The organism is Bartonella senegalensis OS02 (assembly GCF_000312545.1).
GTDB classification, from domain to species: Bacteria; Pseudomonadota; Alphaproteobacteria; order Rhizobiales; family Rhizobiaceae; genus Bartonella; species Bartonella senegalensis.
In genome coordinates this window covers 1-13,953 of record NZ_HE997543.1, presented here as the reverse complement: position 1 = coordinate 13,953, position 13,953 = coordinate 1, and the positions used below count along the sequence as shown (strand labels likewise).

The 13,953-nt window shown below is 38.3% G+C and carries 9 protein-coding genes and 3 pseudogenes; 6 read left to right on the top strand and 6 right to left on the bottom strand.

Annotation, left to right across the window (positions count from 1 at the left end; translation table 11 throughout):
- Window positions 1-264: 264 nt before the first annotated feature.
- Entirely contained in the window at window positions 265-1,062 is a 798-nt protein-coding gene (locus tag BN200_RS07050) for a DUF3472 domain-containing protein (protein ID WP_425277066.1), read from the top strand.
- Between the two features lie 769 nt (window positions 1,063-1,831).
- On the opposite strand, the pseudogene BN200_RS09765 reads toward BN200_RS07050, so the two are convergent.
- Window positions 1,832-2,234, bottom strand: a pseudogene (locus tag BN200_RS09765) (hypothetical protein); the annotation flags it as partial.
- Window positions 2,235-2,531: 297 nt separating this feature from the next.
- Between BN200_RS09765 and BN200_RS07045 the strand changes: the two are divergent.
- Both BN200_RS07045 and BN200_RS10015 read left to right on the top strand, forming a co-directional pair.
- Complete coding sequence (locus tag BN200_RS07045; RefSeq protein WP_019221841.1) at window positions 2,532-3,362, top strand: ferredoxin--NADP reductase; 831 nt, start codon at window positions 2,532-2,534, stop codon at window positions 3,360-3,362.
- A 71-nt stretch (window positions 3,363-3,433) separates the two neighbouring features.
- Window positions 3,434-3,880: pseudogene (locus tag BN200_RS10015) on the top strand (ferredoxin reductase domain-containing protein); the annotation flags it as partial.
- Here BN200_RS10015 and eda read toward each other — a convergent pair.
- On the bottom strand, window positions 3,877-4,542 hold the full coding sequence (gene eda / locus BN200_RS07035; RefSeq protein WP_019221839.1) for a bifunctional 4-hydroxy-2-oxoglutarate aldolase/2-dehydro-3-deoxy-phosphogluconate aldolase: 666 nt from the start codon (window positions 4,540-4,542) through the stop codon (window positions 3,877-3,879). The pseudogene BN200_RS10015 and the gene eda sit on opposite strands and share 4 nt — an antisense overlap.
- Window positions 4,543-4,655: 113 nt before the next feature.
- On the opposite strand from eda, the gene trhO reads away from it, so the two are divergent.
- Window positions 4,656-5,570, top strand: a complete 915-nt coding sequence (gene trhO, locus BN200_RS07030) for an oxygen-dependent tRNA uridine(34) hydroxylase TrhO (RefSeq protein WP_019221838.1) — start codon at window positions 4,656-4,658, stop codon at window positions 5,568-5,570.
- A gap of 428 nt (window positions 5,571-5,998) precedes the next feature.
- Here the strand turns inward: trhO and BN200_RS08885 are convergent.
- A pseudogene (locus BN200_RS08885) lies at window positions 5,999-6,259 on the bottom strand (integrase arm-type DNA-binding domain-containing protein); the annotation flags it as partial.
- Window positions 6,260-7,408: 1,149 nt separating this feature from the next.
- Here BN200_RS08885 and BN200_RS07020 point away from each other — a divergent pair.
- Together BN200_RS07020 and BN200_RS07015 are read left to right on the top strand one after the other, a co-directional pair.
- Window positions 7,409-8,542 carry a type III PLP-dependent enzyme gene (locus tag BN200_RS07020; protein ID WP_019221837.1) on the top strand — a complete coding sequence of 378 codons (1,134 nt, stop codon included), beginning with the start codon at window positions 7,409-7,411 and terminating at the stop codon, window positions 8,540-8,542.
- Between the two features lie 53 nt (window positions 8,543-8,595).
- Entirely contained in the window at window positions 8,596-9,180 is a 585-nt protein-coding gene (locus BN200_RS07015; RefSeq protein WP_019221836.1) for a GNAT family N-acetyltransferase, read from the top strand.
- Window positions 9,181-10,418: 1,238 nt separating this feature from the next.
- On the opposite strand, the gene BN200_RS07010 is transcribed toward BN200_RS07015, so the two are convergent.
- The 3 genes from BN200_RS07010 to BN200_RS07000 form a co-directional block, all read right to left on the bottom strand.
- Window positions 10,419-11,990 carry a DHA2 family efflux MFS transporter permease subunit gene (locus BN200_RS07010; protein WP_019221835.1) on the bottom strand — a complete coding sequence of 524 codons (1,572 nt, stop codon included), beginning with the start codon at window positions 11,988-11,990 and terminating at the stop codon, window positions 10,419-10,421.
- A 21-nt stretch (window positions 11,991-12,011) separates the two neighbouring features.
- Complete coding sequence (locus BN200_RS07005; protein WP_019221834.1) at window positions 12,012-13,109, bottom strand: HlyD family secretion protein; 1,098 nt, start codon at window positions 13,107-13,109, stop codon at window positions 12,012-12,014.
- A gap of 178 nt (window positions 13,110-13,287) precedes the next feature.
- Window positions 13,288-13,680 (bottom strand): Fur family transcriptional regulator, encoded by a 393-nt coding sequence (locus tag BN200_RS07000; protein ID WP_019221833.1) that lies wholly within the window; start codon window positions 13,678-13,680, stop codon window positions 13,288-13,290.
- Window positions 13,681-13,953: the final 273 nt, after the last annotated feature.

Here is a 13,953-nt window from a genome sequence, read left to right as displayed (position 1 = left end):
TAAGGGGGATGAATTATGAATTTAAGGGGGATGAATTATGAATTACAGAATTCAAAAAGTATTATTCATTTTTTTATGGTTTTTAGTGAGTTCACCAAGTTACGCTGTTGTTGCGGGTGGAATTATTTCTGTTCAACATACATGGCCTGCTCATTCAGAATTTAACCAATTAACGTTTTTTCAACAGGTTAGTAACGATGGTGGAGTGAATTCCCATTATTACTGGGCAAATCAGTTTTTCTTTAAAAAGGGGAAGGTGGATATATTGGTTTACAAAATAGTGGAGGTGATCATTTCGTTAATTATTCTCTCTGGAATGCTATTGGTTGGAAGAGTAAACAGTGCCATTTCTTCCATCATGAAGGTTCTGGAGTGCAATGTCGTGTCAAAATGCCATGGAAGACGGGGCATCAGTACAAATTAAATATCTCAAAAAGTGAAAATTTGGTCACTGGTACCATAACGGATTTAATGGATGATACAGAAACGACTGTGGGTGTCATTGAAGTTCCAAAAACATTTGGTAGACTTAACGGTTCTCTTGGCTTTGTTGAAGAATATTCTCAAGGGGGTGGACAACTTTCCTCTTGTTTTGTAGTGGGGACGCAGAGTTCAATCTTTAGAGCTCCTATCGGTGATAATACTGTCAAAGCGAAGCAAAGCACCAATACTTACGGAAATTGCAATGATCCTTATGTGGTTCAAGCTGCTTGTAATGATGATGCTTGCATTAATACTGTAAGTAATCTTGGAGCGGTAGCCTCACCTCATGTACCTGCAGTTTCTCTTGTTAATGGAAAAGATTTGAGTGCACAAACCATTTCTGATGCGTTGAAAGCAGTTGATTTGATCGTTGTTCGTTCCCACGATGGTTTTTGGGCATCTCATATCTATTTTCCACAACCTCGTTTATTTAAATGGAAGTCAATTTTTGTTGATCACAGAGCAACTTACAGCTCCTCTTTTCATGTGAATAATGGTGTGAAGGAGGTTAAGACGGCGACACAATTGATGTATATGTCTGATGGTGATCGCTGGAAAATTATAGAAACGCATTCTTGATCTGTTTTTTCATACCGCTAATATTTGCACTTCCCAGAAGAGAACAAGCATAAATTGAGCGGTATGATTATCAGTAATTTTATTGTTAAAAATTTATTCTGAAATATTCTCTCTGGCTTTGATAAAAATACTAATGACAGCGGATATTCTGTGTTGTGTAAAACATTGTTAAATTGCTGTTCCCTTTTCATGGATGTAATTGCATTGCAGATTTAATTAAGTTGGAGCAAATCATTTAATGAATATTTTCTTTACTGTTTGAATGATCTTTTAAAAATGCCTGTGTTGCATTTTCATGTTTTCACTTACAATGAGACTGCAGTTTGGTGTTTTGTTGCCGGTTTTTTTCTTTGCCTTTTGTTTAGATTGTGGGGGGATGTTCTTTTTTTCATTTATGATACGGATGTCGTTTAAGAGGAATTATTTATAGTTTTTGATTATTAAAGCTTAAAATTTTTCGGGGGAGAGCCGTAGTGTTTATAGTGATAGGTTAACTATTAGAACAGTGAAATGATAGAGGGGCTTCTAAAGGATTGTAGAGTGGGTGTCGATTAACATCATAAAAGCTAATGTGTTGAAGATTTATGGAAAATTGTAAGATTATCTGTTAAGGAGACACAAATTTTTTCTTTTAAGGCTTTGAAGTTTTAAAAAATGAGAGAGCATTTTTCTGTTTACAGGCAATTTCTGATATGTACTACATGTTACAATTTATCAGGTTGATAAGTGTGTTTAAGGTTGAATGCTTTGCTGTTTCTTTGCGAGGGTATGCATGAACATCCAATGAAATCTTTAATGTTTTTTCATCAATTTCATCACCAGCTTTAAGATAAATTTCACTTGTTTAATAATTACTTCTCCGTGGGAGAGGATCTTTATAAATCGTCCTCACTGCCTTTAAACCTTTTTCTGCCAAAGTCTTTGCTGTACGAGCCGTTAGTTTTTTACCAGCTTCTGCAACAATTGCATCACTATCTGAACCTGTTAAGTTCAGAAACAAGTTTCATGCCTTTAAAACGCTTAAAAGAATAAGGAATATGCCATCTATTCCTATCTTGCTCATAGGTAATTTTATTACAAAAAGTCGACAAAATATCCGATGTATCCGTCCTTCATGTTGTAAAAAGGCTTGTTACAGGCGTTTTGCACCACCGATCAATACGAGCATAAATTTTGCTAATCAGCAAAAACCTCGTGGTGCTTACATAAGACGTTCTTAGCACCAAACCCAATATCAAGCTAAGAACCACACTAAGTAATAGTACGAGCAGCTAAAAAGAAATTTTCTTGATGAATACCATCTTCCTTATATCATGTCTTTCAGTTTTTTCTTTGCAACTAATTTTGATATAAAAGTGTTAATCTTGTGGTTTGCATTTTAAGAAAAATATTGGCAGATGATGACGCGCGTATTATACCACTTCGAAGATTTAAGGTTTAACGTTGAATGAAGATAAGGGAAGAATTTTATGAATACGTCTGCTAGCAATGTTCAGTCAAACATCAGCGGCGTTGCGTCAAATTTTCCTATTCCTGAAAATGTGTTCGCGCTTACTGTACAAGAAGTTTGTCACTATACAGACCGTTTGTTTAAATTTCGCTTGAATCGTCCTGAAAGTTTTCGTTTTCGTTCTGGTGAATTTGTTATGATTGGTTTGCCAAATGCAGAAAAGCCAATTTATCGTGCTTATTCGATTGCAAGCCCATTTTGGGATGAACAGCTTGAATTTTTTTCGATCAAAGTTCCAGGGGGACCATTAACTGAACATCTCCAGAAAATTAAAATTGGTGATATCATTCTCATGCGCAAAAAATCTACTGGAACACTGGTTCTTGATGCTCTTATTCCTGGAAAGCGTCTTTATCTTTTGTCAACGGGGACGGGGGTTGCTCCCTTTGCAAGTCTTATCCGTGATCCCGAAACATATGAAAAATTTTCAGAAGTTGTTCTTATTCAAACAACCCGTGAACGCGATGAACTTAATTATGCAAAGGATTTGGTTGTCTCTTTACAACAAGATCCGCTGATTGGTGAATACGCACCACAGTTGAAATTTTATCCTATGACTACGCGCGAATCTTCTGAGCATATGGGGCGCATTACGACTGTTATGGAGAGTGGTGCTTTTTTTGAAAAAACTGGTTTACCAAAAATTTCTTCTGATGAAGACCGCGTGATGATTTGTGGTTCTATGGCAATGTTGAAAGATTGTGCGAGAATGTGTGAAGCCTTTGGTCTTGTGGAGGGTGCCAATAATGCACCGGCTACCTATGTTGTGGAGCGCGCCTTTGTCGGATGAGAGGATAGATGTTCTATGTTTTAAAGAGTGAAAATCCACAGAACAGTGACTCTTGGTACTTCTTTTCTGAGAAGTGCCTTTATCTTTTGTCAACAGGGAGAGGAGTTGCTTCCTTTGTAAGTCTTGGTCCGTGATCCCGAAATATATGAAAAATTTTCAGAAGTTGTTCTTATTCAAACAACTCGTGAACGGGGTGCGCTTAATTGTGTAAAAAATCTTATCGTTTCCTACAAGATCTGTTTCTCTTTACAGAGAAGATCCGCTATCCGCTGATTGGTGAATATGCACCATAGTTGAAATTTTATCCTATGACGACTAGGCAATCTTCTGAGCATATGGGGTGCATTGCGACTGTTATGGAGGGTGGTGCTTTTTTTGAAATGATTTGCTTGCCGAAGATTGATGCTGATGAAGACCTAGGGGTGATTTATGGTTTCATGGCAATATGGGAAGATGTTGTAAGGATGTGTGAAGCCTTTGGTCTTGTGGAAGGTGCCCATCATATGCTGGCACCTTAGAGTGTGGAGTGCTCTTCTCTTAGATGAGAGGAGAGTTGTGTTGCAGTTTTTGCTAATGCACTAATCGCATGACAATCTCTCGCTGCAATAAGATTTCTAGGAGCTATCCAAGAACCACCAATACAGAAGACATTAGAAAGCTCGAGCCATTGAGCAGCATTTTTTTGTGTTATGCCGCCTGTCGGGCAAAATCGGATTTCAGAAAAGGGAGCAGCTAAAGCTTTTACAAAGGGAATACCTCCAGCTGCTTGTGCAGGGAAAAATTTAAGATATGAATAGCCTTTGTCCAGTGCTTTCATTAATTCACTTGGTGTAACGGCGCTCGGGAGAAGGGGGATTTCACTGTTTTTTGCACAATCGATCAATCTGTTTGAGAAGCCAGGGCTTACGATAAATTTTGCTCCTGCATGTTCTGCTTGTTCATAATGCAGAGTGCCCAGAATTGTTCCTGCTCCAACGATTGATTCGGGTACTTCTTGTATAATGGCTTTAATTGCATCGAGTGCATTTGCTGTTCGCAATGTAACCTCAATTGTTCTCAATCCTCCTTTGACAAGGGCACGCGCTAAAGGCACGGCATTTTGTAGAGTATCAATGTGTAAGACAGGTATAATAGCTTGTTTCTGGAGCAGTGATAAAAGCTTCTCTATTTTTTGGCACATGGTGTTCTTTCTCCACGAAATGATGATGTAAGGATAGTTTGATTGAACACAATATCTTAAAGAGTCAATGAATAGGTCTTGAAATTGAATGAAAGCCGCGTTATGCCAAAACTATGGAAAAGAATTTTAAAGTCGCTGCTCTTTATTGCTTCACGGATTTGAAGCACTATCGTCAATTACAAAAGCCTTTGCTGGATTTATGTCAAGCAAAAGATATTAAGGGTACTCTGCTTTTAGCACAAGAGGGTATTAATGGAACTGTTGCAGGATCTTGTGCTGCTCTTGAAACATTAGTAGATTTTATTACAGCTGAACCGGCGTTTCAAGCGCCCGAGATTAAATATTCCTGGGCATCAAAAATGCCTTTTCATCGCATGAAAGTACGATTGAAAAAGGAGATTGTGACAATGGGGGTTGAGGGTGTTGATCCGTTAAAGGTTGTTGGTACTTATGTCGACCCTAAAGATTGGAATGCCCTGATCCAAGATGAGGAAACACTTCTCATTGATACCCGTAACGATTATGAATATGCAATAGGCAGTTTTAAAGGAGCGGTTGATCCCAATATCAAAACATTTCGCGAGTTTCCTGCATGGGTGCTTAAGCATGAAGCTGATTTAAAAAAGAAAAAGAAAATTGCTATGTTTTGTACAGGTGGTATTCGATGTGAAAAATCAACAGCTTATGTTCGTGAACTTGGTTATGAACAGGTTTACCATCTCAAAGGTGGGATTTTGAAATATTTGGAAACAATTCCAAAAGAAGAAAGTCTGTGGTGGGGTGAGTGTTTCGTTTTTGATGAACGTGTCTCTGTTAAACATGGTCTTGAAGAATGTGGGCGCGAATTATGTCGCGCATGTCGTTCTCCTCTGAATGTTGAAAGCAAATTATCGCCTCATTATGAGGAGGGTGTTTCCTGTGAGGCTTGTTATAATACGCGCAGTGAAGAGGATAGGGAACGTTTTCGCGAACGTCATAGGCAGTTTCAATTATCAAAATTGCGTGCAATGCATTCTCATCAAGAGTGATACAGGCTATCGTGCTTTGAGCTTGTAAGGTTTCTGCTTTTTGCTGTTGTTCAGAGAAGAGAATTGTCGTTTTGAGCAGGCAGGTATTTTATGATACTCGGTATTGTTCGGTCTTTTGTTTGTTATAAAAGATAGAGCTTTTGATTGAGAGATATCAATCAGAATTGTCTATTTTAAATGAGATAATCTTTAGAGATATCTTTAAATGTTTTGCCTTTTGTTTGTTTCAGTTCTTAATGCTTAATCAGTCAAAATTGCTTCATGCTATTTCAATTAGGGAGATAACTGAATGGGGGGAACTTAAAAAGTAGTTTTGCAATGAATATAATAGGCTAATTGATAAGCTGTTTCACTGCGAGAGACGTATGTTTTCAATAAATAGAAAGATGATATTACTTGTGGCTCTTGTTTATTGCTTCATACTTTTATTTTTCACGTTTTTTAATAGGATCACGCCCTTCAGTAAAACAGAATGCCATTGGTTTGTTAATTCATGTGCTTTTTTTAAAGAAACATGTCTTAAAGCACCCAAGACCATTTCACAGGGGTGCCTGTGAAGGATATAACGATAAAGCCATTAAGCCCCCCATCTTTACGCTTATGAAGAAGCAAGACGACATCATCATACTCTTTGCTAGCTCCCAATGTCGCACTAGTCCCTGGTGTTTGAGACGATTCATAAGAGGCATTTTTAGTCCTTGTCTTAACAATTTTTACCCACACGCCGGCCCTGCTTGTGATGTGCAAACAAGTGATTTTGATTGATTCAACATACAAAGATTTGAAATGAGAGAATCTTAACAGCATTCGAGGTTTTAATTCAATATGAATAACGATAGATTATCTATATAAATCAATGTGTTGTATGTTTGTAAATCACCATCCAATTCTAATGCAGCCGCATATTTGAAATAAATTATTTAAGATGGATAAGGGGTTTTTCTATTGTTGCAGCTTTTGTATGCTAGATTGGAGCAAGAATATTGCGTATTGCTATTTGCGTAATTTTTAAAAAATGACAATACATTGATTTATAAATCATCACTTTTTAATTTGAAACAAAATTCCGAATACAGTAGAACTTTTTGATTACAAATCCTCTCATAATAGTAAGATAAATCGTCTTTATACGTCAATATTTTTGTATTGTTATACCTTCCATGAAGTAATGTGGAGTGAGGCGATCTGAGAAGCTCAGCAAAGGAGCTTTTTAAAAGAAAAGATTAGAGATTCTTATCTCAGTGGTCTGGGACTTTTCGTGAAAATTATTCTTCTCTTTTCCCTTTAAAAGGATCATGTGACTTATTTGCTAGAGTGCTGTTGCTTTTTTGCATCAATTTTTCTTTAAAGATTAAAAAATATTTAAAATTAAAAAAATGATTGAAATGAATCAGAATTCGTCCTATATCAACACTTGCCCAAAGTCGCACGTGCCTGTGGGTGTCCGCTGGTTCTCAAATGGTGAGATTAACCGGTACGGTACCTGGAACTAACCGCTCCAGTCATTCTTACGGCCAACCGAAAGAGTGAGGACATCTTGAAGCAACGACGGTGCGGGCCTTTCTGGTGTCTTCCAGCTGTCCAAATGCTGGGATAACTATAGAGGCACACCTCATTGCCTTCAGTGCGGAAGTGGTTTTGTCAACTCCAATCAAAAAGGCAGAAAAAGTAAAGCAACGCGGTTTTCGCGCTGTTTTTTCGCTGCATACAATGCTGCTTTCTTCCTGGTTATTAAGGAATCGGGCTGTAGAGCGTTTGTGTGTGTTTTGTCCTTTGGCTCTCAGCGGTTTTATGCTGTCCAACCGTAGGGTGGGTTTGTCCCTTAGGAGAATTGACAGATGGCAACGCAACGTATTCTTGATTTTCTTGCAAAACATCGTTTTGAAGGTCCCTGCTTAGTTGTCGACCTTGATATTGTTCGTGAGAATTATTTAAATTTTGAAAAAGCTCTTCCACAGTCCCGTATTTTTTACGCGATAAAGGCAAATCCAGCCCCTGAAATTTTAAGCTTGCTTGCTTCTTTAGGGTCTTCCTTTGATGCTGCTTCTGTTGCGGAAATTGAAATGGCTTTAAAAGCAGGGGCAACCCCTGATCGTATTTCTTTTGGCAATACTATTAAAAAAGAACGTGATATTGCACGGGCGTATGCATTGGGTATTTCGCTTTATGCTGTTGATTGTGTTGAAGAAGTGGAAAAGATTGCTCGTGCTGCTCCGGGAGTTCGCGTGTTTTGTCGGGTTCTTACGGATGGAAAAGGTGCAGAGTGGCCATTGTCACGTAAATTTGGTTGTGTTCCTGCTATGGCCGTTGATGTGTTGCGTCGCGCACATCAATTAGGTTTGCAAGCATATGGTGTTTCCTTTCATGTTGGGTCTCAGCAGACAGATCTTCGTGCATGGGATCGCGCTTTGTCAGATGCTGCTACGGTTTTTCGGCATTTGGAACATGAAGGAATTTCGTTGAAATTAGTGAATATGGGGGGGGGCTTTCCAACCCGTTATTTAAAAGATGTTCCTACAACACAAGCTTATGGCACAGTGGTTTTTGATTCATTAAAAAAATATTTTGGCAATCGTATTCCTGAGACAATCATTGAGCCAGGGCGTGGGATGGTTGGAAACGCTGGTGTTATTCGTACAGAGGTTGTTCTTATATCCAAAAAAGCAGACAATGATAATGTTCGATGGGTTTATCTGGATGTTGGCAAATTTAATGGTCTTACCGAGACTATGGATGAAGCTATTCGCTATCCCATTGAGACACCTCATGATGATCAGGCAATGGAGCCTTGTATTTTGGCAGGACCAACCTGTGATTCAGCAGATGTTCTTTATGAAAAAACACCGTATCTCTTACCGTTATCCCTCACAGTAGGGGATGCGTTATTAATTCATGGAACTGGTGCTTATACAGCGACTTATGCGTCTGTTGCATTTAATGGTTTTGAGCCTTTACCATCCTATGTGATTTGAATTTTCCTTTGTAAGATGATAGGATAAAACTATAAGTAGGGGGTGTGAGAAACATGAATATGATTCATTTTCAGACAAAAGATGGTGCATGTTTTACACTCGCATCGGAGCAAGAAGCTGATAAACCTTATCGGGAGCGTTTACTTGACTTGACACTAGGAAAGGGACGTAAGCGCAAATCCTCAGAAGTTTTACGTCGTGGGCGTTTGGCTGCTTGTGGACTTTCCTTTGTTGTTAAAAATGCGCTTGGAGAACTTGTGGGCAGTGTGCGTCTTTGGCATGTTCAGTTTAAAAAAGGACATAATGAAATACAGCATGCTTTGCTTTTGGGACCTCTTGCTGTTGCAGCGGAATATTCCGGTATCGGGATAGGATCGGTTCTTATGCGGCATGCGATTGCAACAGCAAAAAAAATGAATTATGGCGCCATTTTTCTTGTCGGTGATTGTGTATTTTATCAGCGTTTTGGTTTTTCAAGCAGTCTCACAAAAAATTTAGCAATGCCTGGTCCCTATGAAAAACACCGTTTTCAAGCGTTGGAATTGATTCCTCATCATCTTACCTCGTGTCATGGTATTTTGACAGCAAGCGGAGAGTTAGAGAATTGGAATTCTTTTCAGCATCATAAAGTCGCTTAAAGACTCTATTCATTTCCCTTTTTTCCGTAATGACTGTTTTGAGACGCTTAAATGCTTATTGTGTTTGTGGTCTCTTATTTTTTCAAGTGTAAAGTTTCAGATAATTTTATTTCGTAATAGGTTTTCTTCTTTGATCATTTTTTTGATCGATGGATGATATGCAGAAGGTTTTGCAGAGTTTTAAGATGGTGTGATGAATACCATTGAAAGTGTATTCCCCTTTTATTCTTCGTGGGATGCCGTTTACGATAGTCGTTCAGGATAAGATTTTAATCACAAAAATATTTTTACAGGATCTATGTCTTGAGAGAGGGAAGAAGTACTTTTTGTACTTCATGATGTTTTGCTTAGATTTTGCGTACTTCAGAAGAATTTGATAGAAAAAGGCGATTGGAGTGATACGCTATTGGTAAAAAAGCAGGTGGGTTACTAGGAAGAAATATCCCTCTCAAATGTTAGAGATTGGCAAGAGATTGACCGTTTGTGGAGGATAAATTTCTTTGATCTGTGTGAGGTTTGAAAAGTTGCCCCATCGTTTTGTTAAAGAAATGCATATTCTTTATTAATGGTGACTTAATGGTGAGATTTTTGGTATTACTCTTACTACTTTTAAGTGTGTGTCATTCATTCATAAAAGTTATGCATAAAGGTCATTGGCATCAGGTTTTATTAGAGTTTGTTAAGGACTATGATTGTGTTTCTGTAAGAATCGCTGTGGACTTTACCTAGCAATTCTTCTTCGGGCTTCGAACTGTGAATTATGCTGGAAGCTATAGAGTGTGCAACGAACTTTAGATAAGGTCAGTATGAAAGGGTGGGGTGGTAAAAAGTAAAGCAAGATTTGATTCTAAAGAATCAGGTTGGCATGGATGTTTGCGACTCAAATTTGTGCTTTTTCTTTACTCTAGAGGTAAGAATGTCCTTATCCTCATAACTTCGTGTTGTGGATGGAGGGGATGAAAATACCAAGTTATTGCTGATAAAAGTTGTCTTGAGAAACATAAAGAAAACATGGAAAGAAATAAGAGCGCCTTTCTCTTGTTTTTCTTGTCCACTTAACGGACAAAACAGCGCAGCAGGGTGATGAATATCTTTATAAAAACTTCCCTAGCGGGTGATTCTTCCAGAAGTTCGAAAAATTTAGACGTATTTCTTCATCATAGGATAAAAAGCTTTTTATAGAATCTCTGATTTATGTCTCATTTTTCTCTGGCTGTTAAAAATGAGGTGAGCGCCCTCTAGTGACCTGAAGGAGTATCAGTGAGTGGTGGTATTTTTTTGAGAAAAACGGTCATGAATGTCAAGACGCTAAAGATGATGGTTATGATAAAGAAAATATCGCTAAAAGCCATGATCATAGCTTGTATGCGCGCCATATTAAAAAGTTGAAAGAGAGCAAGCGTATGAGAATCAAAAGTTGCAGTTTTGAAGTACGCAGTGAGACTTGAAAGTATTTCAGTTGCTTGTCTATTTCCTTGTTGGAGAGTTTCAGCTATCCGTCCGTAGTGGAGGTCTGTGCGTTTTGTCATAAGAGTGCTAATAATAGCAAGCCCTACGGCACCGCCAAGATTGCGTGTGAGATTAAAAAGTCCAGAGGCATTTTGCATACGTTCTGGTGGGAGTGTTCCAAGAGCAATATTGTTCACAGGGACCATACATAACATAATAGAAGCACCACGGAAAACTTGAGGCCAAAACAGCTCCCAAAAATCCCACTTGTCTGTGATGGAGCTTGCCAACCAAGTTCCTAAAGCAAAGCCAAAAAGTCCTATTGCCATCATCAAACGTTCATCAATGCGTGCTGAAAGAAAACCGGCAAGAGGTGCGGTTAATAACATGACAAATCCTGAAAGGAATAATGTTTCTCCGATCATGAGAGCATCATAATGGCGAATTTGGCTCAAGTAGACAGGATAAAGATAGGTGAGTCCATAAAGACCTATGCCAAGCATAAAAGAAAAAATTGCTGCGGTTGAAAAATTAAAATTGGCAAAAGCCGTGAGATCAACAATCGGTTCTTGCGCAGTCAAAGCGCGCCAGAAGAATATACCAGCAGACAAGATCATGATAATGAATAAGTTTAGAATCAATTGATCACTAAACCAATCATGGCGTGCTCCTTCTTCTAGAATATATTCTAAAGTTCCTAAAAAAACAGCCATAGATATAAGACCTAACCAATCAAACTTAGCCATTAAAGAGGGATTAGCTTTATCAAAATCAATCAATTTCCAAGCAAGAATTGAGATAATAATGCCGCAAGGTACATTGATGAGAAAAAGCCAATGCCACGATGAGATATGACAGAGATAGCCTCCCACTGTTGGACCAATGGTAGGCGCTAGTGTTGCTACCAGTCCAACGATAGGGATGACAATTGGACGTTTGGAAGGAGGAAAAAGGATATAGGAAGCGACAAAAACGCTAGGAATAATCCCTCCACCAATAAAACCTTGGAGTGCACGGTACACAATCATCTGTTCAATAGATGTTGCTGTTGCACAAAGAATAGAGGTAATCGTAAATCCAATAGCTGATATACTAAAGAAAACGCGTGTTGAAAGCAATCTTCCTAAGAATCCAGAAAGGGGCAACATGATGACTTCAGCAATGAGATAGGAGGTTTGAACCCATGAAATCTCTTCAGAGCTTGCAGCGAGACCCGCTTGAATTTCAGCTAAAGAGGAGGAAACGATTTGAATATCCAAAATAGCCATAAACATACCAAAGGCCATAGCAATAAAAACTAAGATTTTGCGGATTTCTATACGCTCTTGAGAATGTTTTGCCTTTGATATGGGAGATGTCATAGTAAGATCATTTTCTTTGTTTTATAAGAGATTTTTATCTTGTGGTTTTGTACGTGTATCAATTTTTACTAAAACGCTCATTCCTGCCCGTATACGCCTATTTTTTAATGCCTCTTCTGGAATAGAGATACGTACGGGAATGCGTTGGACAATTTTGGTAAAATTACCAGTGGCATTTTGTGGTGGTAGGAGAGAAAAAACCGCTCCTGTAGCCGGTGCAATAGAAAGGACTGTTCCTATAAAAACCTCTTTTTTAAAGGCATCAACAGTAATATAAGCCGTTTGTCCAGGCTGAATACTTTGCAATTGTGTTTCTTTATAGTTGGCTTCGATATAAAGTTCCTGTATGGGGACGAGCGCTGCGAGACGTTGGCCATTCATGACAAAATCTCCCGTTTTTGCTGTCAAATTTCCGACAATCCCATCGAATGGAGCCCGTATAACGGTTGAGTCAAAATCACGTTTTGCTTTGTCACGTGAGAGTTCTAAGCTCTTTGTTTGGCTTTCTGTTTCACTACGTTGTGCTTCTAGTACTTGGATGTTCGCGCGTGCTGCAGCTATTTGCGCATCTGCACGTTTCACGTTAGCAATAGCTTGTTCATAAGCTGATTTGGCATCATCAACATCGGATTGGGTGGCATAACGATCAGCTTTAAGTTCTGTGGTGCGTTTTAAGGTTAATTGTGTATTGGTTGCTATGGCTGAAGCTGCTACTTTTTGTGCTTGCGCATCATCTAAAGCACTGTGCGCTGCTATAATTTGCGCATCAATGCGGAGAAGGGTTTTTTGTTGTGTATTAAGACGGGCTTCTGTTTGCTCTAAGGCTATTTTATAATCACCATTGTCTAAATAGAATAAAACATCGTCTTTTTTGACAACTTGGTTGGCTTTAATGGCAATCTTTTCGATATATCCATTTAATTTAGGGGCAATAGCAGCAATATCTCCTTGCACATAGGCGTCTTCGGTGGAGAGAAGATAACGCCAATGTGTTATCCACTTATAGCCAAACCAAAGCATAAAAAGCGCAAGAATGATAAGGAAAGGACGGATTATTTTTTGCTGTTTTATTTTTTTTAAATACATATCTTTTGGAAGAGTTGTTTCCGGTGTTGACATAGATTCCATACTTTCAATTTAAGCAATTCGATGTATAAGCAAATAAAATAAATTACCACGTCACCAGAAAATACTGTGATCTTTTCAAATAACAATAAATTAAGTCACCATGATCTTATAAAAAGGAACATAATACTCAAGATACAATCTTGCAAGTTTAGACAAGCCCCTGTGCCATTTACTGTGCTACACATTTTTCACAGATGCCTCGTATTTCTACAGTGCTCTTGTTGGCATGAAAACCAATTTCTTGTGCCATTTGTTTTACAGCATACATTATGAGCGCACTCTGTCTTTCATTTACTTTACCACAGTTATCACAAATTGTGAAAGTTGTTAGTTCGTGCTGACAATTTTCAGGGTATGAGCAGGCCATAAAAGCATTTGCGCTTTCAAGGCGATGAATACACTTTAATTGAAGAAGTCCTTCTAGTGCACGATAAACCTGTAAAGGAGCACGAAACCCTTCTTCGCGCAAGCGATCAAGAATTTCATAAGCACTCAAAGGCCCTTGTTCACTTTTTAGAATGTTCAGAACTAAGGTTTGATTACGCGTAAGCTTAGATGGCATTGTTTCCTTCCTTTTTACGACATAAAGAAGCATAAAGTGCGCAAGATATTTGTGCAATGGGGATTATAGTTCTTCAAAGATGTTTCGTAAATAAAGTATTCTCTTGCTTCCATTGGGGTATTTTTATTTTTTCTCACTCTATGGTTGTAATATTTGTTATAATCTTGTATAAGATGTATCTATTTATTTTAAGGAAAGTTTAGAAAAGATATTGACTCTTGTTGTGAAAGAGTACTATATAGCGATTGTGACGAGGGCGGTTGTCTTCTTGGG